At 43.3% G+C, this 26,519-nt stretch carries 20 protein-coding genes and 1 other annotated feature; of the genes, 17 read left to right on the plus strand and 3 right to left on the minus strand.

Translation table 11 applies throughout. The features are described 5' to 3' along the window. The 5 genes from hisF (at position 1) to ligA (ending at position 7,275) form a co-directional block, all read left to right on the plus strand. A complete protein-coding gene (gene hisF, locus ACYQ03_RS08220) occupies positions 1–759 on the plus strand; it encodes an imidazole glycerol phosphate synthase subunit HisF (RefSeq protein WP_459909125.1) in 759 nt (252 codons plus the stop codon). A gap of 194 nt (positions 760–953) precedes the next feature. Next, positions 954–1,634 carry a bifunctional phosphoribosyl-AMP cyclohydrolase/phosphoribosyl-ATP diphosphatase HisIE gene (gene hisIE / locus ACYQ03_RS08225; protein ID WP_459909126.1) on the plus strand — a complete coding sequence of 227 codons (681 nt, stop codon included), beginning with the start codon at positions 954–956 and terminating at the stop codon, positions 1,632–1,634. Between the two features lie 505 nt (positions 1,635–2,139). Next, positions 2,140–4,332, plus strand: a complete 2,193-nt coding sequence (pcrA, locus tag ACYQ03_RS08230; protein ID WP_459909127.1) for a DNA helicase PcrA — start codon at positions 2,140–2,142, stop codon at positions 4,330–4,332. A gap of 29 nt (positions 4,333–4,361) precedes the next feature. Further along, entirely contained in the window at positions 4,362–5,240 is an 879-nt protein-coding gene (locus ACYQ03_RS08235; protein WP_459909128.1) for a lipid II flippase Amj family protein, read from the plus strand. 22 nt (positions 5,241–5,262) lie between these two features. Beyond that, positions 5,263–7,275, plus strand: coding sequence for an NAD-dependent DNA ligase LigA (ligA, locus tag ACYQ03_RS08240; protein ID WP_459909130.1), 2,013 nt, complete (start codon positions 5,263–5,265; stop codon positions 7,273–7,275). A gap of 68 nt (positions 7,276–7,343) precedes the next feature. On the opposite strand, the gene ACYQ03_RS08245 is transcribed toward ligA, so the two are convergent. Then, positions 7,344–8,819 (minus strand): aminotransferase class I/II-fold pyridoxal phosphate-dependent enzyme, encoded by a 1,476-nt coding sequence (locus ACYQ03_RS08245; protein ID WP_459909132.1) that lies wholly within the window; start codon positions 8,817–8,819, stop codon positions 7,344–7,346. 217 nt (positions 8,820–9,036) lie between these two features. Beyond that, on the minus strand, positions 9,037–10,017 hold the full coding sequence (locus ACYQ03_RS08250) for an ABC transporter substrate-binding protein (protein WP_459909134.1): 981 nt from the start codon (positions 10,015–10,017) through the stop codon (positions 9,037–9,039). A gap of 205 nt (positions 10,018–10,222) precedes the next feature. Then, positions 10,223–10,471 (minus strand) — a binding site (T-box leader). Positions 10,472–10,522: 51 nt separating this feature from the next. Here ACYQ03_RS08250 and ACYQ03_RS08255 point away from each other — a divergent pair. Both ACYQ03_RS08255 and ACYQ03_RS08260 read left to right on the plus strand, forming a co-directional pair. Further along, positions 10,523–11,791: an outer membrane protein assembly factor BamB family protein gene (locus tag ACYQ03_RS08255; protein ID WP_459909135.1), complete on the plus strand. Its 1,269-nt coding sequence runs from the start codon at positions 10,523–10,525 to the stop codon at positions 11,789–11,791. A 5-nt stretch (positions 11,792–11,796) separates the two neighbouring features. Further along, a complete protein-coding gene (locus ACYQ03_RS08260) occupies positions 11,797–13,173 on the plus strand; it encodes an S-layer homology domain-containing protein (RefSeq protein WP_459909137.1) in 1,377 nt (458 codons plus the stop codon). 149 nt (positions 13,174–13,322) lie between these two features. On the opposite strand, the gene ACYQ03_RS08265 is transcribed toward ACYQ03_RS08260, so the two are convergent. Continuing rightward, positions 13,323–13,784 (minus strand): RidA family protein, encoded by a 462-nt coding sequence (locus tag ACYQ03_RS08265; protein WP_459909139.1) that lies wholly within the window; start codon positions 13,782–13,784, stop codon positions 13,323–13,325. A gap of 176 nt (positions 13,785–13,960) precedes the next feature. On the opposite strand from ACYQ03_RS08265, the gene gatC reads away from it, so the two are divergent. From gatC to ACYQ03_RS08315, 10 genes are all read left to right on the plus strand, one after another. Then, complete coding sequence (gene gatC, locus ACYQ03_RS08270) at positions 13,961–14,242, plus strand: Asp-tRNA(Asn)/Glu-tRNA(Gln) amidotransferase subunit GatC (protein ID WP_459909140.1); 282 nt, start codon at positions 13,961–13,963, stop codon at positions 14,240–14,242. A gap of 18 nt (positions 14,243–14,260) precedes the next feature. Further along, positions 14,261–15,742: an Asp-tRNA(Asn)/Glu-tRNA(Gln) amidotransferase subunit GatA gene (gene gatA / locus ACYQ03_RS08275; protein WP_459909141.1), complete on the plus strand. Its 1,482-nt coding sequence runs from the start codon at positions 14,261–14,263 to the stop codon at positions 15,740–15,742. Then, complete coding sequence (gatB, locus tag ACYQ03_RS08280; protein WP_459909143.1) at positions 15,729–17,168, plus strand: Asp-tRNA(Asn)/Glu-tRNA(Gln) amidotransferase subunit GatB; 1,440 nt, start codon at positions 15,729–15,731, stop codon at positions 17,166–17,168. Before gatA ends, gatB begins: the two co-directional genes overlap by 14 nt. A gap of 318 nt (positions 17,169–17,486) precedes the next feature. After that, positions 17,487–18,620 carry a homocitrate synthase gene (gene nifV, locus ACYQ03_RS08285; RefSeq protein ID WP_459909144.1) on the plus strand — a complete coding sequence of 378 codons (1,134 nt, stop codon included), beginning with the start codon at positions 17,487–17,489 and terminating at the stop codon, positions 18,618–18,620. 1 nt (position 18,621) lies between these two features. Beyond that, on the plus strand, positions 18,622–19,878 hold the full coding sequence (locus ACYQ03_RS08290) for a 3-isopropylmalate dehydratase large subunit (RefSeq protein ID WP_459909146.1): 1,257 nt from the start codon (positions 18,622–18,624) through the stop codon (positions 19,876–19,878). A 9-nt stretch (positions 19,879–19,887) separates the two neighbouring features. After that, the gene (locus tag ACYQ03_RS08295) at positions 19,888–20,388 is read left to right on the plus strand and encodes a 3-isopropylmalate dehydratase small subunit (protein ID WP_459909148.1); all 501 of its coding nucleotides are present in this window, start codon (positions 19,888–19,890) and stop codon (positions 20,386–20,388) included. Positions 20,389–20,607: 219 nt separating this feature from the next. Continuing rightward, a complete protein-coding gene (locus ACYQ03_RS08300; protein WP_459909149.1) occupies positions 20,608–20,997 on the plus strand; it encodes a carbohydrate-binding protein in 390 nt (129 codons plus the stop codon). Between the two features lie 198 nt (positions 20,998–21,195). After that, on the plus strand, positions 21,196–22,428 hold the full coding sequence (locus ACYQ03_RS08305) for a glycosyltransferase family 4 protein (protein WP_459909151.1): 1,233 nt from the start codon (positions 21,196–21,198) through the stop codon (positions 22,426–22,428). Positions 22,429–22,504: 76 nt separating this feature from the next. Beyond that, positions 22,505–24,973, plus strand: a complete 2,469-nt coding sequence (locus ACYQ03_RS08310; RefSeq protein WP_459909152.1) for a sugar phosphate nucleotidyltransferase — start codon at positions 22,505–22,507, stop codon at positions 24,971–24,973. A 200-nt stretch (positions 24,974–25,173) separates the two neighbouring features. Beyond that, positions 25,174–26,376: an alanyl-tRNA editing protein gene (locus ACYQ03_RS08315; protein ID WP_459909154.1), complete on the plus strand. Its 1,203-nt coding sequence runs from the start codon at positions 25,174–25,176 to the stop codon at positions 26,374–26,376. The last annotated feature ends 143 nt before the right edge of the window (positions 26,377–26,519 follow it).

Here is a 26,519-nt window from a genome sequence, read left to right on the forward strand (position 1 = left end):
ATGTTGATGAAAAGAATTATTCCCTGTCTGGATGTCACCGCTGGCAGGGTGGTGAAGGGTACTAACTTTGTTAATTTAAGGGATGCCGGAGATCCGGTGGAATTGGCGGCCTTATATGATCAGGCAGGTGCTGATGAACTGGTGTTTCTGGATATTACAGCTTCCTCGGATGGACGTGCCACCATGGTGGATGTGGTTCGCCGTACCGCAGAGGAAGTTTTTATCCCATTTACGGTGGGTGGTGGGATAAGGACTGTGGAAGATATGCGGCTGATGCTAAAGGCCGGAGCTGATAAGATTGGGATCAATACTGCTGCCATAAAAAATCCCCAGCTAATTTCTGAGGGGGCCATTAAATTCGGCAGCCAGTGTATCGTTGTGGCCATCGATGCCCGCCAAGTGGCACCGGAAAAATGGGAAGTTTTTATTCACGGTGGACGCACATCCACTGGTTTAGATGCGGTGGAGTGGGCAGTTCAGGCGGAGAAATTGGGTGCTGGGGAAATTCTACTAACCAGTATGGACCGGGATGGCACCAAGGAGGGCTTTGATTTGGCCCTGACCCGAACCATAGCCAAGCACGTTAAAATTCCTGTCATTGCTTCTGGCGGCGTAGGCAATCTGGAACACATAGCCCAGGGCTTAACTGAAGGCATGGCCGATGCAGCCTTGGCTGCCTCGATTTTCCACTTTGGTGAATATACCATAGAGCAGACAAAAAGGTATTTAATGGAACGGGGTATTCCGGTGAGACTTTAATAAACAGCCATCAGTCATCAGCTTTTTAGAGTTGATTCTTTGGGCAAGATATTTTTTTTCAGTCTTTTTAGAAAACTTTATTCAAATGGAGATTTTCGATTGATGCTATCGGCTTTTGACACACCACTGGTTTTAAAGCTGAAGGCTGAGGGCTGAAGGCGGATGGCTATTCTTGATAGAAGTGAGTGATAACAATGAAGTTCAACCTTGAGAATCTCAAATATAATGAAGCGGGACTGCTGCCAGCTATTGTACAGGATGTACATACCAGGGAAGTTTTAATGATGGCTTGGATGAACCGGGAAGCGGTGGAAAAAACCCTGCATTGTGGAGAAACCTGGTTCTATAGTCGTAGCCGTCAGAAGATGTGGAAGAAGGGTGAAACCTCCGGCCATGTACAGAGGGTAAAGGAGCTATACTATGACTGTGATGCCGATACCCTGCTGGTATTGGCGGAGCAAGTGGGGGAAGCTGCCTGCCATGAGGGTTATCGATCTTGTTTCCATAACAAGGTCAACCAGGATGGAACAGTAACAGTACAAGGGGAGAAGAAATTTGACCCTGCTACTGTTTACGGAAGCGAAGTTGGCCATGCTGGCCCGCAAATAATTGAGCAGTTATATCAAGTGATCCTAAGTCGCAAAGAAGAACGTCCGGAAGGCTCCTATACCACCTACCTTTTTGATAAGGGTGTAGACAAGATTTGTAAAAAGATTGGTGAAGAATCTGCGGAGGTCATCATCGGGGCTAAAAACAGCCGGGAGGAACTTACCTACGAAGCAGCGGACTTGATCTACCATCTGCTGGTACTACTAGCTAATCAAGGGGTCAGTACTGCAGAAATCTATCGGGAGTTGGCGAAAAGAAGGAAGTAGGTTAGCTGTTAGTTATTAGCTGTTAGCCATTAGCTTTTGGCTTTTAGCTTATTAGGACTTGGGCCATGAGCCATGGGATTTTAAAACGTATGGAACGAATCAGAGGTCGTTCCATACGTTTTAAACAGAGAACGTTAATCAATGTGCAGCATCTAGTGAGGGGAGAAATCCCTCCACATATATTACTAACAGCTAAAGACTAAAAGCTAAAATGGCAGCACCGCACCACACCGTAGATGGTGCTTTTTTTTTAATCCAAAATTTTGTGCAAAGATGATAGAAGGTAATCGACACTTTCTTTCGAATAACAATGTTGATATAATGTACAGTGTTTTCTTATTAAACTTGACATAACATCAGTCATAAAACCACCGATGTAAATGCAGTGGACCTTGGGCCAGCCAAAAGCCCCATAATCAAAACATGCATAAAAAGCCCAAGGCCCTTCCCAAAGCTCTAAAAAGCTGAAGGCTGATGGCAATACTTATACCAGTTGGAGGAAAAGATGAATATTTTAGCTAGCCTTAATCCCGCCCAGGCAGAGGCGGTTCAACATACCGAAGGGCCCTTGTTGGTTCTGGCAGGGGCCGGTTCTGGGAAAACCAGGGTGCTAACCCACCGGATTGCTCAGATTTTAGGTCAAGGGGTAAGACCCTACAACATTTTAGCCATTACTTTTACCAATAAAGCTGCCAGCGAAATGAGAGCCAGGGTGGAGAATTTAGTACCCCAAGCTGCCAAGGACCTTTGGGTTACCACCTTCCATAGTGCTTGTCTGCGTATCTTGAGAAGAGAAATTGATGTTATGGGTTACGGTTCAAACTTTTCCATTTATGATGATGCGGATCAACAAACTGTGGTCAAAGAATGCCTAAGGGAACTGGATATTGATGAAAAACGCTTTCAACCGCGGGCCATGCTATCGGCTATTTCCGGTGCTAAAAACAAACTGCAAAGCCCAGAACAGTTTGACCGTGGGGCCTATGAATATTTTGAACAAGTTGCAGCGAAAGTTTACCGCTTATATCAAGAAAAGCTTTTTAAAAACAATGCCTTGGATTTTGATGATTTGATTATGCTAACTGTTAGGTTGTTTAAGGAGCATCCGGAGGTCTTGGCCTATTATCAAAATAAATTTCAATACATACTGGTGGATGAATACCAGGATACCAACCATACCCAATATGTATTGGTCAATCTGTTGGCAGAAAGCCACCGTAACATCTGTGTGGTGGGTGATCCTAACCAATCCATTTATAAATGGCGGGGAGCGGATATTAACAATATCCTAGATTTTGAACGGGGTTACCCGGAGGCTAAAGTGGTCAAGTTGGAGCAGAACTATCGCTCCACCGGCAATATTTTGCAAGCAGCCAATGCGTTAATTAAAAACAATATCGAAGCCAAGGACATGAAACTCTGGACTGCCAAAGGAGCGGGAAATCTCCTTCACATTTTTCGGGCAGAGAACGAGCGGTATGAAGCTATGTATATTGCCGATCGGATCAAAGACTTGCACTTTTCTCATAACAGAAAGTACCGGGATATGGTAATTCTCTACCGAACCCATGCCCAATCTCGTGTTTTTGAAGAAGTCTTCCTGCGTCAGGGAATTCCCTATAGTATCTTTGGTGGCTTAAAGTTCTATGATCGTAAAGAAATTAAAGATCTCCTATCCTACTTACGGGTCATTGTTAACCCTGTGGATAGTCAAAGCTTGCTACGGATTATTAATGTACCGAAACGGGGTGTAGGGGCTGCCTCCCTCGAAAAACTAACTAATTTTGCTGAAGCAAGGGATCTCACAGTACTAATGGCTTTGGCTTTAGTGGATGACATCCCCGGTGTTCCTGGTAAAGCCCGTAAGCAATGCCGGGAACTGGCTGATATCATTGCCACTCTCAAGAAACAGGCCGAATTCCTCTCAGTAACAGAAATTACCGAAGAAGTACTGAATCGAACAGGTTATAAGGCTGAACTGGAGTTGGAAAATACTGTAGAAGCCAAAACCAGGTTGGAAAACCTACAAGAATTCCTTTCAGTTACTAAAGAATTTGATAAACAACAGGGAGAAGAAGCTGCTGGATTAGCAGATTTTCTTGCCACCATTTCTTTGGTCACAGATTTAGATCGACACGATCCGGAAAGCGATCAAATTACCCTAATGACCCTGCATAGTGCCAAAGGTTTGGAGTATCCGGTGGTCTTTTTAACTGGCATGGAGGAAGGCGTGTTTCCCCACAGCCGGGCCCTTTATGATGAAGGAGAGCTAGAAGAGGAACGTCGTTTAGCCTATGTAGGTATTACCCGGGCTGAGGAAGAACTCTATATTACCCATTGCTGGGAAAGAACCCTCTTTGGTAGAACCAACATGAATGCCAAATCTCGTTTTTTAGAGGAATTACCCATAGAACTGACCGTTGGTCAATCACCAGTGAGAAAATCTTTAGGTGTAGGTTCAGGTCAACTAAATAAGCCAGGGTTACTCAATAAAACTGCTACACCAGTAACCAACACTTCGTCTTCTACAACCCCTAAGAGTTTTCAACTGGGAGACAAAGTACATCATGCCAAGTGGGGCGATGGAGTTATTGTAAAGGTAAAGGGAGATGGGGGCAATGCCGAACTAACGGTGGCCTTCCCGGAACTGGGTCTCAAAACTCTTATTGCCCAGTTTGCACCACTAGAAAAGATCTAATGTGGAAACAATAGTGGCGGAGGAAAAATATGGACCGCTTAATTGCAGTGGTGGTTTTAACTGCCGTAATCCATTTAATCAATACCTTGATCTATGCAGTGAGACCAGCCGGGGTTATTACCAAACGGCTGGCCACTGCCTATTCACTATTTAACGTCATCTTTTTAATCGCCCAGACTGCCAACATGTTACAGGCACCTCTGTTATCATCAATTATTGAACATGCCATTGTCCGGGGGCAAGAGGCTGCTGGGGCTGGGGCGAATTTGCTGCAAAATACTGTCTATCAACAGGAATTAGGAGTTTTAGATATTCAAATTCGTACTGTAATTTTAGGGGCAACCCTGGGGACACTAATTGGCGGTATCTTTATACCCACCTTTGTGACTGTCTTTACCCGGGGCATTGATCTTTTTGATCAAGTGAAATCGGTTCCTAAAATGATAGGTCTGGTGTTATTTTCGCCAAGAAAAGCTGCCAAAATGGCACGGGCAACCTTCAATATACCCAGTAGCCAGTATTTTCGTCGGGCCATGTGTGAAAAACTGACTATACCAAGAAAGTTTTTAGTACTAAACATTATCGTAACTGGTGTTTATACTACATCGGTTCTTTCTTCACTTTATGCCGGGGCACTGTTTCCTGAATTCCGTGCCACAGCAACACTGCTTTCTGGCATTATCAATGGTATTGCTACCATTTTATTCGCTACAGTAGTAGATCCCACCGCCGCAGGGATTACTGACCAAGCTTTACGAGAAGAGCGGCCGGAACAAGATGTACAGCAAATGTCCTTTTATCTGGCGGTTACACGTTTGCTGGGAACCCTCTTGGCACAATTGTTTTTTGTCCCAGCGGCCTATGTCATTAAATACGTTGCAGAGGTCATCGCCAAGGGAGGCTTTTAATATAAGATATGGGGTGAAGTATGTGGCAGAGCAAGACCAGCAAATAAAGGATCGGGTAGAAGAATTGCGCTGGCAGATAAACCAACATAATTATCAGTACTATGTGTTAGATCAACCAACCATTACCGATGCCCAATACGATCAATTACTGCAAGAATTATCACAGCTTGAAGAGAGCCACCCTGAGCTTATAACGCCAGATTCACCCACCCAACGGGTTGGGGGCCAGGTACAAAGGGGGTTTTCCTCTGTACCCCATAAGATAGCCATGCTAAGCTTAGCTAATGCCTTTGGGGAAGGGGACTTAAGGGAATTTGATCGACGTGTTCGAACCAATCTACCTGGTGAAGAAGTGACATATGTAGTTGAGTTGAAAATTGACGGTCTAGCCATCTCCCTCTGGTATGAGAACGGAGTTTTAGTACGGGGTGCCACCCGGGGAGATGGTGAAGTAGGTGAAGATATTACTGTCAATCTCAAGACCATTAAAGCTATCCCCTTGAGGCTGCAGCAACATGTTCCCTTTCTGGAGGTCCGGGGGGAGGCTTACATGCCCAAGGATTCCTTTGTACGGCTAAATGAAGTCCGGGAGGAAGCCGGTGAACAGCTCTTTGCCAACCCTCGCAATGCAGCGGCAGGAAGCCTAAGGCAATTGGATCCCAAAATTACTGCTTCTCGCCATCTTAGTGTGTTTATGTATGCCATGGGTTATCTGGAAGGAACCAGTCCCGAGAGTCACGCCAGTGGCTTAGATTGGTTAAAGGAACTGGGTTTACGGGTTAATCCGGTCTATAAAGTATGTAGCAATATAGATGAAGTGATGGACTTTATCCAACAGTGGCAGGATAAACGCTACGATTTACCCTATGCTATTGATGGCATGGTAATTAAGGTTAATTCTTTAAATCAGCAACAACGGCTGGGTACCACCATGAAAAGTCCTCGCTGGGCCATTGCCTATAAATTTCCTGCTGAGCAAGCAGTAAGTACCATCAAAAAGATTATTATTCGGGTGGGGCGTACCGGTGTACTAACCCCTACAGCCATTTTGGAGCCAGTACAGTTGGCAGGGACCACCGTCAGTAAGGCCACCCTACATAATGAGGATATCATTCGCCAAAAAGATATTCGTATTGGGGATAAAGCCCTAGTGCAAAAGGCCGGTGATATTATCCCAGAAATAGTCCAGATCTACCCGGAACAGCGCACAGGTGACGAAGTACCCTATTACCTGCCTACCGCCTGCCCTGAATGCGGTGCTTCGGTGGTTCGCCTGGAGGGAGAAGCAGCTCACCGTTGTACCAATGAAAACTGTCCGGCCAAATCCCGGGAGAGGATTATTCATTTTGTATCCCGTAATGCAATGGATATCCTGGGACTGGGGGAAGGTATTGTCAATCAACTGATCAAGGGGGGCCTGGTCAAGGACCCGGCAGATCTTTATAACCTGAAATATGAAGATTTAATCCGTCAAGAGCGGATGGGTGCTCGGTCTTCCCAGAAGCTGCTGGAGTCCATCGAAGCCAGTAAAAATAATTCTTTGGGTCAGCTTCTATTTGGCCTTGGTATTCGCCATGTAGGTGAAAGGGCAGCCAAGATTCTGGCCAAGAGGTTTGGTTCCCTTAACGCTTTGCTGCAAGCAAAAGTAGAAGATTTGACCGTTATTCCTGAAATCGGTCCTCGTATTGCTGAAAGTGTAGTGGAATATTTCTCCCGTCCAGAAAACCAGAGATTAATTAGACGTTTAGCTGAGGCCGGTGTAAATGTGTCAGAAAGGGTTGAAGAGGTAGCAGTAACCGAACAAACTCTTGCCGGTAAAACCTTTGTGGTAACTGGTACCCTGGAGGGTTTTTCCCGACAAGATGCTCAGAAGGCCATTGAGGAACGGGGCGGCAAAGTCTCTGGCAGTGTCAGCAAGAAAACTAACTATGTGGTGGTGGGAGAAAACCCTGGTTCCAAACATGACAAGGCTCTGCAGTTGGGTATACCTGTTTTAAGTGAGGAAGATTTTGTCAAGCTATTAGAAAGTAAATAATCTGCTTAAAGACTCCGGGACTAGGTGGCCCGGAGTCTTTGTGTAGAAATATGAATTATTATATTGGTTTATTCCTTTATTATTAAAACTGTTTCCAAGCTAGTATCGTAACAGCCCTGAAAATGAATGCCCAATTCCTTCATTACCGAGAGATATTGAATGATTTCTGGGGTAAACCTTTCTCCCGGGCAAATCACAGGGATACCCGGTGGGTAACAGGTAATCACCTCAGCGCTGATATGTCCTAAGGCCTGCCCCAGAGAGAGAGAAGAAGGGGAACCTAAAAAGGCTTCCCTGGGGGACATTGCCAGTTCCGGAATATATGGAAAGGGATTGATCCCCTTTATTGTAGAATAGGATTCTGTAACCTCTGGATGAAGCTCAATATAGTTGCACATTTCTTTAAGCCCTTGTAATAGGCTATTGGCATCACTTTGTGAATTACCAGCGGTAACCAGCAGCAGCAAGTTAAAAATATCTGCCATCTCCACCTGAATATGGTGATTTTGCCTTAGCCATTGTTCCGCCCAAAGGCCGCTAATCTGAAGATTAGTAATACCGATGTTTATCTTCGTTTGATCTATGTTAAATACGCCCGCCCTGCCAAGTAGCTCTTCTCCAAGAATTTGATACCCATTTATCTTTTTCAGTTCATTTCGCAGAAACAGGGAAGTCTCAAGTGCTTGCTGCACGAATTCCCTACCATGATTGTCCATTTGTGCCCTTGCTCCATCTAGGGAGGCTAACAGCAGGTAAGAGGTACTGGTACTTTGCAAAATTTTAAGGGTTGCTTCCAGTCTTTGCCTGTTAATACGATTGCCTTTGATATGCAGCATAGAAGCCTGGGTAAAGGATGATAGCATTTTATGGGTACCGTGTACCGAGGCATCTGCCCCAGCTTCCAGTGCAGTTTTAGGTAAATCTTCATGGAAGCCAAAGTGTGGGCCATGGGCCTCATCCACTAACAGGGGAATATCATACTGATGCACGATTTTGGCAATGGTTTCTAAGTCTGAAGCAATACCTTGATAGGTAGGGTATACTATTAAAACAGCTCGGGCATCGGGGTGAGTCTGGAGGCAATTTTCAATAGCCTCCGGTGATGTGCCCAAAGGAATCCCGTAGTCACTATCATACTCTGGCAAGAAAAATACTGGCACAGCCCCACTTAAAATAATACCGCTTAGAATGGAGCGGTGGATATTCCTAGGAACTAAAATCTTATCACCGGGATTACAGGCAGACATCACCAATGCTTGGAGACCGCATGAACTACCGTTGATTAGAAAGTATGTTTGGTCAGCACCAAAGGTTAGTGCAGCCAAATTCTGTGCCTCTCCAATGACACCGTGAGGCTGATGCAAGTCATCCATACCAGGAACATTAGTCACATCCGCAAAGAAGGCTTGGCTACCCAGAAAAGATATAGCCTCATTGTGTGGAATTTGGCCACCCTTATGGCCGGGCATGTGAAATCGAATTGTCCTATCATCAGCATATTTTTTTAGTGCAGCAATGATAGGGGTTTTTTGTAAAGTTATCATCTCCTTATTCCCCCTATAGTTAAATATTTAAAAACAACTTTAAAAGTGTAACTTGTTAATAAAAATAATGCAATAAGTATTAAAGATGTAGTATTAGATTAAGGATAAAAAGTTGTTTAACATGGAGGATAAAGAGAGATTAGCGGCACAAAAAGCCTGCTTTTAGATGTGCCGCCTTTGTGCATCTATGTGAAAAAAGTGTGGTATTTTTAAACTTCTATTCAATTAGTCTCTTTGCTTTGGCCTGTACCTCTTTTGGAATAGTTACACCCATTCTTTCTGCTGCCTGTAGGTTTAACACTAAATCTGTTCCTGTTTGCCCTTGAATAGCCATTTCTTGGGGTTTTTCACCATTAATGATACGCAAGGCCATTTCGCCAGTGGTACGGCCCAACTGGTAGTAGTCGATGCCAATGGTAGCTAGGGCACCATTTTCAACGGAACTGACTTCCCCAGTTATTACGGGAAGTTTGTTTTCTTCCGCCACTTTCAGTACGGCGGCTACGGAGGAGATGACCATGTTGTCAGTGGGCAAATAAATTGCATCTACCTTGTTAACTAATGACTGAGCCGCCTGCATAACTTCGCTACTGGCAGTCACAGTAACTTTTCTTAATTGCAAACCCAATTCAGGGGCGGCCTGGTCAGCCACATCCACTTGAATTTTGGAATTTATTTCACTGGAGTTATAAATAATCCCGACGTTTTTTGCGTTGGGGACAATCTCTTTGATTAGCTTTAATTGATCCTTTACCGGATTCATGTCTGTGGTTCCGGTTACGTTTGTGTCTGGCTTTTCTAAGTTTTTCACCAGCTTAGCACTTACGGGATCGGTAACTGCGGTAATTAAAATGGGGATATCACTGCTTTCATTTGCCATCATCATGGCAGAGGGGGTAGCAATGGCCAGCACTAGATTACTGCGATCCTGTACAAACTTGCGGGCAATGGTTTGTAGGGATCCTTGATCACCTTGAGCATTTTGATAATCCACAGCCAGCTTTTCACCGTCCACGTAACCCTGCTCCTTAAGAAAGTCTAAAAACCCCTGTCTGGCTGCATCTAATGAGGGGTGTTCAACGATTTGAATAATCCCCAGCTTTACCTTCGCAGTATCCTCTGAATTGGAAGTTTCATTCCCACAGCCAGTTAGTCCTAAAATAAGCAACAACATTACAGATAATAATAGCTTTTTCATTTTTTCTACCTCCAAGAATAATTTAATAGATCTCTGAAAATTAGGTAAAAATTTGAAGACAACCACCCCTTTCCAGCCAAATAAAAAACTCTCCGTCCCAGAAAGGGACGGAGAGTTACTCCGCGGTACCACCCAAATTGGCCAAATAGCCCATCTTGTAGGTACAGGAAAATAAACCCCCGGTAATAAAAAAGCATTTCATCCTCGAAGGGACGAAATGCTTGATTTCGCGGTACCACCCTAATTGCAAAAGCCGCTTTACCGATACGGGACCTACAGTCCGATACCTTTTCCCTTTTAACGGCAGGAATCCCCGGCTACACCTAATTCATTAGTTCAGTGTAGCAACTCAGGAGGGAACTTCAATCAACCATACCTTAAAGAAGCTTCCAGTCTCGACTTCTTCTCCCTGGAAGGTTGGGAATGACCTACTTTCCTCCATCATTGTTGATAACCTATTGTTAATTAATAAACTAACACAGGTCATTTTCTTAGTCAATGTTTTTTGAGCGAAAGGATAGCCACTAAAAATGGGGAAAATATTGCCAAGGAGGAAGGACATAATACCTTAGGGCAAGAAATGAAGGAATGGGGTGATGCCAGAATGCTATTTAAACGGGTAATATTTATTACTTTAATCCTTTTCTTGTTTATCGGTAATGCAGAGGCTGCAGGCAGATTTTATCCCTATGGGGAAGTGAAATGGATGGTGGAGAAAGCTGGTAAATTATCAGCAGATGTTACCATTACTGATAATGGTCTTCTATACACACCAGTTGGTAATAAAATTATCTGCTATGACTGGAACCGAGGTACTAAGCTTTGGGAAAGAAAGATGGATGTTGGAGGAAAAATTACAGAACAGCTTATAGTAAAGAACCAGACCATTTATGTCACCGGAAGTGACGGAATTCAACAAATGAGGCCCAATGGTAGTGTTACTTGGCTTTATCGCTTGCTGCCTAAGCCCAAGGGAACAAAAAGCAGCGGAGTAGTTTCGGTAGGACCCCAGGGTCTAGTATTTCTGGGACTTGCCGAGGGTCTTTATGCCCTGGAACCGCTGAAAAATTATCGCTGGCGTTTTTCCGATGAAAAAAATATAGTTGCTGCCCTTGCCAATGATAACGGTGTTTATGTTTGTATGGGGGATCAAGAAGGTAGTTTTAGCCTACAGGCCATCGATAGAGAGGGTGAAAAGCTTTGGCAGAAGAGTCTGGGTGAGATCAAGGATATAAAAATGCAATTTGGGACCAGGGGAGAACTTTATGCCGTGACCAATCCGGCTTCACTAGAGCGAAATGCATCGGCAAAAATATGGTGTTATGACTTGGAAAATGGCGAAGAACTTTGGTCCTATTCCATCAAGACAGAAAATTTAACGGATATCACCTTATCCAATAATGGCTTACTTTTCTTTTGTGGTAAAGGTGAACTATATTGTCTAAATAGCCAGAACGGTAAGTTACAGTGGGGTCAGCCCCTACTTAATGTCTCTTCTGGTGTTGCGGTGGATGCAACGAAAGAACGTATCTATGCAGGCAGTGGAGATGGACGAATTTTTTGTGTTAGTTTTGCCGGACGTTTATTGTGGGATAAAGAAATTGACAGAATCACTGGACAAACATTAGCCAAAGGTGGTGGCAAGATGATTGATACTGGTAAAGACGAAAAGGATACCATTACTCGGGCGCCGAGGATATTACCAGACGGCAGTATCTTCATTTACACAGATAAGGGAACGATGTATCGATTTGTGGATGTATTTAAGGGGTGAGAAGCTTGAGGAACTACATAAGGGGTGTATCTATACTAATTTCATTAACGTTATTATTTCTACAACCCACGGCAATTTGGGCCCTAGGGTCGCAACCTGCAACGGTTGATTATAAAGATATTCAAAAGCATTGGGCCAAATCTGCCATTGAAAAAATTACAGCCATAGGTTTGTTGGCTGGTTTTGAAGATAGCACTTTTCGACCCAATCAACCAGTTAATTGTCTCGAAGCTATTACCAGCGTCTTAGATGGTGCTGGTTATACAGCCCAGATTAAAAAAATAAAAAGAGCTAAAAACAGCGTCAGTGCCTATAGGGTCCCAGCTCAACAAAATTATGTTGATTTTGCGGTGCAACAAAACTTTCTCTCCCCTGCGATGCTAAATAAGTTCCAACATGATAAACCAATCAGTCGGGGGGAATTGGCATATTTGTTAGCAAAAGCGTTGTATCTTGAAGCGCCTGGAGAAAATATAGTTTTTAAAGATAGTATGAATATACCATCAGACTATCTGCCAGCAGTACAGGCCCTAAGCCAGTTAAAGATCATGTCTGGTTACCCCGATGCTACCTTTAGAATAAATGACTCAGTGACCCGGGGTGAGTTTGCTGCTATTCAGGGCAAGCTTTATGATCAAGGCTGGCTTTTCGTTGATGCCAAAAGAAAGGTTAGTGGCTGGATTGCTGGTGTTGCCGAGGGTAAAAATGGATTAAGTGTCCAGCTAAACTCTCTTAAGGGTACGCAAAAGATAGTAGCTAATACTAATTGCAAAGTTTACTGGCAGGGACACCCCATGGAGTTACAGCAGTGTCTCAACTACCGGTTAGAGGGCATCTTAGACAGTAAAAGAAAATTAGCCTATGTAGAACTGATTGAACGTAGAAATTTCTCACCAGTCCAAAGGGAGGTTTATGCCAGTTATCTGCGCCAGGCCGTAGGGGAACCAGTGTTTATCACCGTGAAGGATTTATTGAATGAGGAAGTGGACTATCCGGTGGCCTGGGATGCAGAAATCAGTGATGAAAAAGCCAAAAGCAAAACCAGCAAGGATTTGCTGACAAAGCTAAAACCAGGACAATTTTTAAAACTGGGCCTCACCTCCGGGGGTACAGTAAAGTCTTTAACCATCTTGGATATAAAAAATATTAGTAGTGAAATTGATCGCATCGGACGTGCTCTGTATCTGGTGGAGAAGGGTAGTGGTAGCAGTAAAAAATATGTACCAGATCACTTTTACGGCTGGGATGCCGGACGCATCGTTGATAAAGAAGGAAAAGATACCGGAGACCCCGATGAGAAGGATAAGGTAAAAATATTCTATATAGGTGAGCCCTTTTACGAAAGAGTATTGGAGATTCAGGTACTGGAGCGGGTGGATTAATGCGACAGCGGGGACGGTTCTCCGCTGTCGCAAAGATCTAAATCAAAAAAAGTGCGACAGCGGGGACGGTTCTCCGCTGTCGCAAAGATCTAAATCAAAAAAAGTGCGACAGCGGAGAACCGTCCCCGCTGTCGCATTTGTAACCCTGCTTAATGTCCGCCGCAACCACAACCACCGCTTTGTTGGGTTTGACCGTGACCATGACCATGACCATGACCATGACTATGTCCCGGTGCGGCAATTACCTCAATTTCAACACCTACATCCCTTGGTAGCCGGGCCACTTGGACCAGAGAGCGGGCCGGTGAAGGATTGGGGAAATATTCACCGTAGATCTGATTAATCTTATCAAAATCATTCATATCTTTGACGAACACTGTGGTTTTGACCACTTGATCCATACGGGCACCAGCAGACTCTAAAATGGCTTTGATGTTTTCCAGGCTGCGACGGGTTTGATCCTGAATATCCCCAGCAACTAGATTGCCGGTTGCAGGGTCAAAGGGGATTTGGCCAGAAGTGAAAATAAATGGTCCAAAGGTAATGGCTTGGGAATAAGGACCAATGGCAGCTGGTGCTTTATCGGTGCTAATAACTTTTGTCTCGTGCATGACTTTTCCTCCTTTAAAAAAGGCAATATAAATTCTTAAATTATGGTTTCACCTGAAGCTAAGAAGAATACCTATCAATTCTTGTAAAAAAATATTCGAAATTTTGCTTAAGTTGCGCCATATTAGCAAACTTTGGTATAATATTGACAGTTTTGAGCAAAGGAAGGTGTACTGGATTGATTAGTAAGCAAGACGTTGAACATGTGGCTTTGTTGGCCCGTTTGGAATTAAAGGAAGAAGAAAAAGAGCTGTACACCCAGCAATTAAATAAAATCCTTGAAGCAGCAAAGGCATTACAGGAACTCAATACCGATGATGTGCCACCGACAGCTCACGTTCTCCCTATTCAAAATGTTTTTCGTGAAGACAAGGTTGGCAAGCATATTGATCCCGAAAAAGCCCTCTCCAATGCCCCAGATAGGGAAGAAAATTTCTTTAAAGTACCGAAAATTGTCTAGAGAAAAGGAGGGAGAGTATTGGAGCTCTTTCAACTCACTGCCCACCAACTGCATCAGATGCTATTAAAAAAAGAAATCTCTGCATTGGATATTACCAGAGCAGTTTATAATCGCATTGAGCATGTTGAAGATAAAGTAAAGTCTTACCTTACTTTGACCCGTGATCAGGCCGAAGCCAAGGCCCGACAGGTGGATGAAAAAATCGCTGCCGGAGAGACCATTGGCCCCTTGGCAGGGATTCCCATTGCCATTAAAGATAACATGTGTACAGAGGGTGTTCGGACCACCTGTGCATCCAAGATATTGCAAAACTTCATCCCCCCATACTCAGCGACCACCGTGGAAAAGGTACAGGCTGCAGATTTAGTAATGGTGGGTAAAACCAACATGGATGAATTTGCCATGGGCTCATCTACTGAAAACTCTGGTTTTCACTTAACCCACAATCCCTGGGATATAAATCGGGTTCCCGGCGGTTCCAGCGGCGGCTCAGCCTCAGCTGTGGCAGCGGGGGAGGCAATTGTATCTCTGGGTTCTGACACAGGTGGTTCTATTCGCCAGCCTGCGTCATTTTGCGGCGTAGTAGGTATGAAACCCACCTATGGCGGAGTTTCTCGTTATGGGCTGGTGGCCTATGCTTCTTCACTGGATCAAATAGGTCCCTTCACCAGGGATGTCACAGACATGGCCCAAGTACTCAATGTGATTTGTGGTCATGATCCCATGGATAGCACATCTGCTAATATCAAACAGCCGGATTACACCCAGTTTCTCATCAACGATATTAAGGGTATGAAAATTGGTGTGCCCCGGGAATACATGGCAGATGGCATTGACCCACAAGTAAAGGAAAAAATTAATGCAGCAATCAAAAAGCTCACAGAATTGGGTGCAGTGGTGGAAGAAACCAGCATGCCCCATACTGATTACGCCATGCCTGCCTATTATTTAATTGCCACGGCGGAAGCTAGCTCTAATCTGGCCCGCTACGATGGGGTACGCTACGGGCACCGAGTGCCAGACGCCCGGGATTTGGTAGACATGTTTAAGCGCAGCCGTAGTGAAGGATTTGGCGATGAAGTAAAACGTCGGATTATGTTGGGAACCTATTCCCTTTCTGCTGGCTATTATGATGCATACTATCTAAAAGCCCTGAAGGTTCGCACCTTGATCAAACAAGACTTTGATCAAGCCTTTGAAAAATATGATGCTTTACTATCACCCACATCTCCCACAACGGCCTTTAAAATTGGTGAGATGGTCGATGACCCGATTCAAATGTATTTACAAGATGTTTGTACCATACCAGTTAACTTGGCTGGTATTCCGGCCCTTTCCCTACCCTGCGGTTTAGCCAATAATTTGCCGGTGGGGCTGCAATTAATGGGTAAAGCCTTTGCTGAAGGAACCTTACTAAGAATTGCCTATACCTTGGAGCAAAATACAGATATTACAAGGCTTCGGCCAGCCATAGGGGGTGGAGCAGTTGAAACAGTATGAAACTGTCATAGGGATTGAGGTACACGTTGAACTAAAAACCAATACCAAGATTTTTTGTAACTCCACCACCGAATTTGGTGGCGATCCAAACCATCATGCCTGTCCGGTATGTTTAGGGCTTCCCGGTACTCTACCTGTTCTCAATAAAAAAGTTGTGGAATATGCGGTTCGGGCTTCCTTGGCTCTAAATTGTAAAGTTGCTAACTTTTCTAAATTTGATCGCAAGAACTACTATTACCCTGACCTACCAAAAAACTATCAGATTTCCCAGTACGACCTGCCCATAGCGGAGCATGGCTACTTGGATATTAAGGTGGATGGCCAGGAAAAGCGTATTGGTATTACCCGTTTACATATGGAAGAGGATGCAGGAAAATTAGTGCACCAGGGTAATATTGTGACGACACCGTACTCTCTGGTGGATTATAACCGTACAGGGGTACCTTTAATTGAGATAGTATCTGAACCAGATATGAGATCTTCCGAGGAAGCTCGGTCCTATGTGGAAAAACTGAAGGCTATTATCCAGTACACTGGTGTTTCCGACTGCCGGATGGAAGAGGGTAGCCTGCGCTGTGATGTCAACGTGTCTGTTCGTCCAGTGGGTCAAAAGGAATTCGGGACCAAGGCCGAAATTAAAAACCTCAACTCCTTTCGGGCACTTCAGAGGGCTCTGGACTTTGAAGTGGAGAGACAAATTGGTGTGTTAGAGTCTGGAGGTAAGGTTATTCAGGAAACCCGCACCTGGGATGAAGCCAGAGGTATGACGGTTTCCATGCGCAGTAAAGAACAGGCCCACGACTACCGTTATTTCCCTGACCCAGACCTGGTGCCCCTAGTGCTGGACAACCAGTGGATTGACTTTATCCGTGAATCCCTGCCGGAACTACCTGACCAACGTCGGGCACGTTATATTCAAGAATATGGTTTGCCAGAATATGATGCCTCTATCCTTACCTTAACTAAGGAGATATCTGACTACTTTGAAGAGGCAATAGAACATTATAATAACCCAAAGGCAATTAGCAACTGGCTAATGGGAGAACTAAGTCGTCTTTTGAATGCAGCTGGTCTGGATATAACTGCATGCAAAATAAAACCAGCTCAATTGGCTGAAATGTTAAAGCTCATTGACAAAGGAACCATTAGTGGTAAAATTGCCAAAACTGTATTTGAAGAAATGTTTGTATCAGGTAAGGAACCAGAAACCATAGTGAAGGAAAAAGGTCTGGTGCAAATTTCTGACGAAGGTGCCATTGCATCTATCGTGGAACAAGTTATTGCTGCTAATCCAAAATCTGTGCAAGATTATCATGCTGGGAAAAAACAAGCCATTGGTTTCTTGGTGGGACAAGTTATGAGAGCCACCAAGGGTAAAGCAAATCCAGAAATGGTTAATAAAATGCTTCAGGAAAAACTATCATAACATTAGAATTAAACTAGCAAAAAGATTGTTGCCGATCACTTTGGTAACAATCTTTTTGCATATCTGTACTACCTTTAATAATTGTTTAATTATCTAGACGTATATTAAAAGTTGTTCAATTAAACTGCCTAAATAACGAAACATATTAAGCACATAAAAATGGAAGTATTTTAGAGAAAATCAAAAAAACTAGCAAATTTTTGCTCTATATAGAAAAAATAAATGTATACAGTATAAATGACACTTCTGAATACCCATAGGAGCGTCATTTATGATAAGATTAACAACATAGTTTTACTTGTAACTGGAGGTGTTTCTATGGAAAACAGAAAAATTTGGATTGTTGATACTACACTGCGTGATGGTGAACAAACCGCTGGCGTAGTGTTTGCAAACAGGGAAAAAGTTCGCATAGCGAAATATCTTGATGAGCTTGGTGTTGATCAGATTGAAGCTGGCATACCAACCATGGGTGGGGACGAACAAGAGGCTATTAAACAGATCTGCAAGTTAGGTTTAAAGGCCAGCATTATGGGGTGGAACCGTCCAGTGATAAAGGATATTGAAGATTCTTTGGCCTGCGGTGTTGATGCTTTGGCTATCTCGATCTCAACATCTGATATTCACATTAAGCATAAGTTAAAAACCAGCCGTGAATGGGTTCTCGAGCATATGGTTCGTGCCACTGAATTTGCCAAAAAAGAAGGAGTATATGTTTCTGTAAATGCAGAGGATGCTTCACGTAGTGATATGAACTTTTTAATTGAGTTTGCTAAGGCTGCTAAACAAGCTGGTGCAGACCGACTTCGTTATTGTGATACCGTGGGTATTTTAGAGCCCTTTACCTGTTATGATAAAATAAGAAAATTAAAAGAAGCTGTGGATATTGAGGTTGAGATGCACACCCATAATGATTTTGGCATGGCCACTGCAAATGCCTTTGCCGGTGTCAAGGCAGGTGCTAACTGGGTGGGTGTAACTATTACTGGCTTAGGTGAAAGAGCTGGCAACTCACCCTTGGAAGAAGTGGTAATGGCACTGAAACATCTTTATGATATCGACTTAAACTTTAAAACTGAGATGTTCCGCGAAGTGGCAGAGTATGTGGCAATGGCCTCTGGTCGTGAACTTCACTGCAGCAAGGCCATTGTGGGATCGAATATGTTTGCCCATGAGTCTGGTATTCATGCTGATGGTGCCATTAAAAATCCCAAAACCTATGAGGCTTTCCAACCAGAAGAGGTGGGATTGGAACGTCAAATTGTTATCGGCAAGCATTCAGGCAGTGCCTCTTTAAGAATGAAGTTTGCCGAGTATGGCATTGACTTATCTAAGGAAGAAGCTGAGGAATTATTACCTAAAATACGATCTGCCGCAGTATCTCTAAAGCGGACCTTGTTTGATAAGGAATTAGTTTATATTTACGAAGATCACTTTGGAAAGAGGGATTAATTTGGGCAAAACAATCATCGAGAAAATTTTGTCTTCCCACAGTGGTCAAGATTGCCAGGCCAATGATATCGTGGTAGCCCAGGTTGACTTCGTCATGGGTCAGGACGGTACTTCTCCTCTGGCTATTCGGGCCTATGAAAATATGGATGGTAAAGAACTCTTTGATCCAGAGAAAGTTGCTTTGGTCATTGATCACAGTTCTCCCAGCCCCCTAGAAGGAGTTTCTGCACTGCATACGATTATGCGGCAATTTGCTAAGCAAAAGGGCTGCCGCATTTATGATATCGGCGAAGGTGTTTGTCACCAGTTAATTCCCGAAAGTGGTAAGGTTGGTCCGGGTAGTCTGGTTATTGGTGCGGATAGTCATACATGTACCTATGGTGCTTTAAATGCTTTTTCTACAGGAGTTGGGTCCACGGATTTGGCTGGTGGTTTGATTTCTGGCAAAATGTGGTTCAAGGTTCCGGAAACTATTAAGTTTGTTTGCAATGGTGTACTTCCCCAGGGAGTCTATGCCAAAGACCTAATTCTCTACTTAATCGGTCAAGTAACTGCCGATGGCTGCACTTACATGGCTGCGGAGTATACCGGTGAAGCCATTGCAGCGTTATCCATGGAAGGACGCTTTACAGTTGCCAATATGGCTATTGAAATGGGAGCCAAGGCAGGCCTAATGGAGGCAGATGAAAAGACCTTTAATTGGTTACAAAGGCATACCGATAGAGAGTTTACAGCGGTTTCTGCAGACCCTGATGCCAAATACTATAAAGTCCTTGAGTTTGATGTTTCCAACTTGGAGCCCCAAGTTGCTAAGCCCCATCGAGTGGATAACGTATCACCCTTATCCGAGGTTAAGGGCAAACCAATTCAACAGGCTGTTTTAGGAACTTGTACCAATGGTCGATTAGAGGATTTGCGTATTGCTGCATCAATATTGGCCGGCAAAAGGATAAACCCAGACGTTAGATTTATTGTCGCACCGGCTTCCCGTAAAATCTATTTAGAAGCTATGGAAGAAGGGGTTATTCAACGGTTGGTAGAAGCCGGGGCTGCCGTAGTAACACCTGGTTGTGGTCCCTGTGTAGGTACCCACAATGGTGTTCCTTCGGATGGAGAAACTGTTATTTCTACGGCAAACCGTAACTTCAAGGGACGGATGGGTAACAGCAATGCCGAAATTTATCTGGCTTCTCCGGCAACGGTGGCGGTTTCGGCACTAACTGGTGTCATTAGCGATCCCAGAGACTTTGTAAAGTAGGTGAAGCCAATGAAATTTCAAGGAAAAGGCCATAAGTTTGGTAACGATGTCAATACTGACTATATTATTTCAGGTAAATATAAGTTTAAAACCTTAGATATGAATGAGTTGGCCAAGCATGTTATGGAAGATTTAGATCCCGACTTTTACAATAAGGTTACTGCTGGCGATTTTATTGTTGCTGGTAGTAACTTTGGTTGCGGTTCTTCTCGGGAACAAGCTCCTCTGGCCATTAAACATGCCAATATTAGTGCTGTTTTGGCAAAATCCTTTGCCCGTATTTTTTACCGTAATGCCATTAATACTGGTTTGCCGGTATTGGAATGTGATACTGATTTAATCGACCCAGGTGATGTACTGGATGTAGATCTGGCAAATGGTACCATCGTTAATCGGACCAAAGATATTGAAATTGCGGTGAAACCATTACCACAGGTTATGATCAAAATCCTAAATGACGGAGGATTAGCACCCCACTTCCGTAAATATGGCGGCTTTAACTTTGAGTAGTTTATTAGCCATTAGCTACTAGCCGTTAGCCTTTAGTCGAAGACTAAAGTTAATAGCTACTTAATAAAGATTAAACAAAAACCACCTTGCTAAGGGTGGTTTTTTGTATTTTAAAAAATTGGTTGCTTATACCCAAAGTCATAATATTTACCTCCAATAAAGATTGACGGGTTTTCAGATAATAAAGATGATCCCTAATGTAAATGAGGAGGTGCATTTATGTCCAATAGAACGAATTTTGGTGAACCGACAATGGGAGCCTATCGGTTAAAGGAAATGCATGAAGCGCAATTCCCCCAAGGTGTGGTAGTGGATCCCACACCCATTACTGCCGGACAAGATATATTAGTATTTTACGATGGTCTTTTAGCCAAAGATGGGGCCCAGGAGGTTTACCTGCATTGTGGTTTTGGGAACAGTGAAAATTGGTCTACCGTGCAAGATTACAGAATGGCAAAGACTGGTTATGGGTTTGTTAAAACTATGTCCATGCCTGATAACCACACTCAGTTTAGTTTTTGTTTCCATGATAATGCAATGAACTGGGATAACAATTCCGGTAAGGACTGGGTGTTCCAGGTTCATGATGGTACAATGAATGGTCATTAAAAAAAATCCTACCGGCTATCCGGTAGGATTCTTTAATGGCCATGAGACTTGTGCAATGGGCCATTAGTTAAAGACCCTTAAGCAAAACATGCACAGAAAGCCCAAGGCCCAAGGCCAAGTTTCTTCTTGCAGTTTCATAAAAATCAGCAACATGGTAAATACTAGCTACTATCAATTGTCTGAGGGGTGTGTGAAAAATTGAGGGTAGTTGTTTTTTCCTGGGAATACCCGCCCTTAAGCGTGGGAGGGTTAGCTCAGCATGTTTATGACTTAACCTTGGCTATGGCACAACAGCAAATTGAGCTCCATCTAATAACCCGGGGTAATCCTGATACACCTAGTTATGAACGGGTACAGGGAGTACATATCCATCGGGTAAATCCATTTAAAGTATCTTCTACGGACTTTGTTACCTGGGTTATGCAGTTAAATATGGCCATGATTGAAAAAGCTGCTTCTTTGTTTCAAGAATTGGGTCCGGTGGATATTATCCATGCCCATGATTGGTTAGTGGCCTATGCCGCAAAGGTGTGCAAACATTCCTACAGAATTCCCTTGGTTTCAACCATCCATGCCACTGAGTGGGGACGTAATAATGGGTTACATAATGATATTCAAAGACACATTAGTGATATCGAATGGTGGTTAACATACGAATCCTGGCATGTAATATGCTGCAGTCACTACATGCAGGGGCAATTGTCTCATATTTTTCAACTTCCAGCAGATAAATTGACCATCATACCCAATGGTGTTGAACCTAAAAATTTTCAATACAATAATCAAAGTCCTGTTAAAAGAGAAAAATTTGCTAGCCCCCATGAGAAAATTGTTTATTATGTAGGAAGATTGGTACCGGAAAAGGGAGTCCAAGTATTGCTTAGGGCTATTCCTAAAATAATAAAATATCACCCCAATACAAAGTTTGTCATAGCTGGTAAAGGTCCCTTTGAACAGGATTTAAAAAATCTAGCCGCAGAAATAGGGGTGTTAAATAAAGTTTATTTTACTGGCTATGTGGACGATCTGACCCGCAATAGTTTATATCATTATGCCGATGTAGCTGTTTTTCCAAGTCTCTATGAACCCTTTGGTATTGTGGCCTTAGAAGCAATGGCAGCTCAAACTACTGTGGTTGTTTCTGACAATGGTGGGTTAGACGAAATTATCCAACACGGAATTAATGGTATGAAGTCTTATACCGGTAATGCCAATTCATTGTCAGATAGTATTTTGCATTGTTTATTCGATAGCAACTCTGCTCAACAAATGAAAACTAGGGCTTACCGTGATGTTCTGGAGAAATACAATTGGTCAACCATTGCCCAGCAAACATTAAAGGTATATCAGAAGGTTATAGAAGCAGATCAAAGGGCAGCCTGGAAGGGTCTGGACAAGCCCAAATTATATGGTAACGTGGTTAGACACTAACGCCTATAGTGGGAATAATATCACTCAAAAAGCAAGAATAAAAAACGATTTCTAAAAAGACTATGGAGGGGTTTCTTTGAAGGCTATTATTATGGCGGGTGGTGAAGGTACCAGATTAAGACCGTTAACATGTGGATTGCCCAAACCTATGATGCCGGTATGTAATCGCCCGATGATGGAACATATATTACAGTTATTAAAAAATCATGGCATAGATGAAATTGGAGTAACCCTGCAGTATTTGCCCGAGGCCATTAGAGGTTACTTTGGTAATGGGGCAGATTTTGATGTCTTTATGAGATATTATGTGGAGGAAGTGCCGCTGGGGACAGCTGGTAGTGTTAAAAATGCCCAAGCATTTCTGGATGAAACCTTTGTAGTCATCAGCGGGGATGCCCTAACTGATTTGGATCTAAGTAAAGCCATCGAGTTTCACCGTAAAAAAGGTGCCATTGCTACATTGGTTTTAACGCCAGTGGATATTCCGTTGGAATATGGCGTAGTCATTACAGACAAAGAGGCCAGAATTAAACAATTTTTGGAAAAACCAGGCTGGGGCGAAGTTTTCAGTGACACAGTCAATACAGGTATATATATTTTAGAACCGGAAGTTCTAGAATATTTTGAACCTGGACAAAAATTTGACTTTAGTAAAGATTTATTTCCGATTTTATTAAAAGAAAAACAGCCTTTATTTGGTGTTTCTCTATCAGGCTATTGGTGTGACATCGGCAATTTACAACAATATGTTCAGGCACATCAAGATTGTTTGACCGGTAAGGTTTCTATTAATATTCCAGGTGAACAATTGGCACCGGGGATTTGGGTAGGAGAAAACGCGCAAATTCAGTCTGGAGCTAAAATTAAAGGTCCTGTACTGATTGGGAATAATTGCAAGATTGGTTCAGGTGCTTTATTGGATGCCTATTCTGTCATAGGTAATAATTGTCTTATGGGCGAACAAGCCACTCTCAAACGAAGTGTACTATGGGATAATGTTTATCTTGGCAATCGTTCAGCTCTTCGTGGGGCTGTACTGGGGAGCGGTGTCAAAGTAAACTCCAATGCCTCTATATACGAAGGTGCAGTAATTGGCAGTGGCTCAATCATAAAAGAAAGGGCCTTACTAAAGCCGGATGTTAAGCTTTGGCCTGATAAGGTAGTGGAGGCAGGAGCAACTGTAGAAAGCAGTCTTGTTTGGGGTACGGCTAAGCCAAAAAGCCTTTTTGGCATTGAGGGAATCACTGGGGTAACTAATATCGATATTACACCTGAGTTTGCCAGTCGAGTGGGTGCAGCCTTTGGCAGTAATATGCCGGTGGCAGCTAAGATCGGTGTTTCCTGTGATCGTTTTCCAGCCTCCCGCATGATAAAAGATGCTTTGGCCTGTGGTTTAGTGTCTACAGGAATTGAAGTTATTGACTTTAATGAAGGAACTACACCCATGCATCGGTATGCCGTACAAAGTAGCCAGTGCATAGCAGGGGTTCATATTCATGTTAGTTCCCAAAGGACAGACAAGATTAACCTGCTTTTTACCAATGAAAAAGGCGGCAATATAGCCAGAACCCAGGAACGGAAGATTGAAAACACCCTGGCTAGGGAAGATGTGCGTAGGGTTGAAGTACAAAGAATTCTTCCCATAACAACCGTGTCCAATGTGGCAAACTCTTACATAGAGTATTTGCTTGGTGGTATTAATACCGAAGCATTTAAGGAAATCGGCCAACATGTGGTATTATTATACGATACCGATAGCTTAGAACCAATTGTATCAGGGACACTGTCTTCACTGGGTATTACTTTGGAAAATCTGGAAGCAGGCAAATCTTCACCAGAGCCTCGTGATTGGTTTTGGTACCGGGAGTACCTTCAAGATTTGGCCGTTGCAGTGCAGAATAAGGGTAGAGCCGCCGGGGCTGTTATTGATCCCAACGGTGATAGATTAATTTTGCTAGATGGCCAGGGTAATGTTATCAGTGATGAGATGCTAACAGCCCTAATTTCCCTTATAATATTAAAGGAACATGCCGGACCAGTTATTGTACCGGTAACAGCTCCTAAAGCCATTGAGGTACTGGCTGATCGATACAAAGGAAGTGTTGTTCGCACAAAAACCTCGCAGCAGGACTTTATTAATAAGATTATTAATCAGCAAATACTAAATAATGAGACAGCTCAAAATTATCTAATGAACTTTGATGCGCTTTTAGCCTTGCTAAAGATACTTGAGTTTTGTGCCCGGGAAGGTATTGCTCTAGAAGAATTAATTAAAGAAATACCAAGCTTTTACTTAAATCAAAAGGAAGTGGAGGTCCCCTGGGAAGCTAAGGGAAGAGTAATAAGGAGATTAATTGAAGAGCAAACCAATGAAATGGAACTTTTGGATGGCGTCAAAGTCTACCATCATAATGGTTGGGCCCTTGTACTGCCGGACCCAGAAGAACCCCTATGCAGAATTTTTAGCGAAGGGGAATCAATGGAAATTGCAGAGGAACTAACCCATTTCTACACCCATAAGATAAGACAAATCACCTCAACCTAGCCAAGGGCTAGGTTTTTCCTTCTCCCCAAAAGTGCGACACCGGGGACGGTTCTCCGCTGTCGCAAAAAATTTGCGACAGGGAGAACCGTCCCCGGTGTCGCACTGTAAATGTAAAAAAGTAGACAATACTATAACAAGGAATTTAAGAAAACCGCGTCGAAGGGTATGTTCAATAGTTCACAACCAAAGGAGATGATACTTTGAGTGGAATCTACCAAGTAGATCCCTATCTACTTCAATATAGAACCTGTGTTAAAGGGTTTATTGAAGAGGGAGGAAAGACAGGAATTTTATTTGAGGAGACTATCTTTTATCCAGAAGGTGGAGGTCAACCCTCGGATCGGGGAACTCTTGTTTGTGAATCCCGTCGCACTTCCCATGAAGTTTTACAGGTGGAGCAAAGACTTGAAGGGATTGTCCATTGGATTGCAGGGGAGATAAAGCCTGTTTTAGGTGCTGAAGTCTTAATGACTGTGGATGCAGAACTTCGTCGGGATCATATGCAGCAGCATCATGGCCAACACATATTGTCAGCAGTTTTTGAACGTAATTACCATTGGAATACAGTGGGTTTTCATTTAGGAAAGGAGACATCTACCATAGATTTGTCAGTGGAAGATATCCCCACCAATGTTCTACTGGAGGTAGAACTTGAAGTTAACAAAATAGTTATGCAGAATATCCCTGTTCAATCAGAATATAAACAAAGAGAGGATCTTAGCCAAGAATTGATAGCTAAAATTCCTGAGGATCAAAAAGAGGTAAGGTTAGTTATAATACCGGGTATTGATGAGAATGCTTGTTGTGGTACTCATCCCAGGTTTACAAGTGAGGTAGGGCCTTGCAAAATATTAAAAACAGAAAAAATTCGGGGCCATATTAGGGTATTCTTTATTTGCGGTGAAAGAACCATCAACTGGATGTGGAAAATCCAAGATAATTTACAACAATTAGAGAAGGTTATTGGTGCATCCGGCAGTGAAGCCATTGGACGATTGGAAAAGAGAGACTTGGAATTGAAGAAGCTACAGAAGGAACGTAAGGAATTACTAGGACTTAAGTATCGATATCTAGCTGAAGAACTTACCCAAAGGGCAATTTTCTTAAATGATTTGAACATTTTGGTTCATCACTTTCCCGAAGCGGATATGGAGATGTTGCGCGGCATAGCTGCCTGCTGGTGTGAGCAACCTGACCGAGTGGCTGTACTGATGGGTGAAACCGGGCCTTATTCTGTTGTGTTGGCCAGAAGCCAAGGTGTAAAAACCTCGATGAAAAGCCTAGTTGCTGAACTATGGCCGATCATCAAGGGTAAAGGTGGCGGTAGCGCAGATTTTGTTCAGGGCAAAGCTCAGGAATTGCCATTGGAACAGGTAAAGGAGAGAGTAATAAGCCAGTTTTAGCCCTCAGCCGTCAGCTTTTATGAGGGAATTAAGGCTGGCCTTTAGCACTTATAATAGCATGTTTTTCCGGGTAGCTGTTCTGACATTTGTGTGAAGAATCCCCCTGTGACTATTATAGAAAGATCAATCACCGAATTTTTATG

The organism is Desulfotomaculum defluvii (assembly GCF_054657375.1).

Excerpts from the sequence above, each read along its gene's own strand:
- nifV (WP_459909144.1), top strand. The coding sequence starts at position 17,487 with ATGGAAAACAGAAAAATTTGGATTGTTGATACTACACTGCGTGATGGT.
- hisIE (WP_459909126.1), top strand. The coding sequence starts at position 954 with ATGAAGTTCAACCTTGAGAATCTCAAATATAATGAAGCGGGACTGCTG.
- ACYQ03_RS08265 (WP_459909139.1), bottom strand. The coding sequence starts at position 13,784 with ATGCACGAGACAAAAGTTATTAGCACCGATAAAGCACCAGCTGCCATT.
- hisF (WP_459909125.1), top strand. The coding sequence starts at position 1 with ATGTTGATGAAAAGAATTATTCCCTGTCTGGATGTCACCGCTGGCAGG.
- ACYQ03_RS08300 (WP_459909149.1), top strand. The coding sequence starts at position 20,608 with ATGTCCAATAGAACGAATTTTGGTGAACCGACAATGGGAGCCTATCGG.
- ACYQ03_RS08250 (WP_459909134.1), bottom strand. The coding sequence starts at position 10,017 with ATGAAAAAGCTATTATTATCTGTAATGTTGTTGCTTATTTTAGGACTA.
- pcrA (WP_459909127.1), top strand. The coding sequence starts at position 2,140 with ATGAATATTTTAGCTAGCCTTAATCCCGCCCAGGCAGAGGCGGTTCAA.
- ACYQ03_RS08245 (WP_459909132.1), bottom strand. The coding sequence starts at position 8,819 with ATGATAACTTTACAAAAAACCCCTATCATTGCTGCACTAAAAAAATAT.
- ACYQ03_RS08235 (WP_459909128.1), top strand. The coding sequence starts at position 4,362 with ATGGACCGCTTAATTGCAGTGGTGGTTTTAACTGCCGTAATCCATTTA.
- ACYQ03_RS08295 (WP_459909148.1), top strand. The coding sequence starts at position 19,888 with ATGAAATTTCAAGGAAAAGGCCATAAGTTTGGTAACGATGTCAATACT.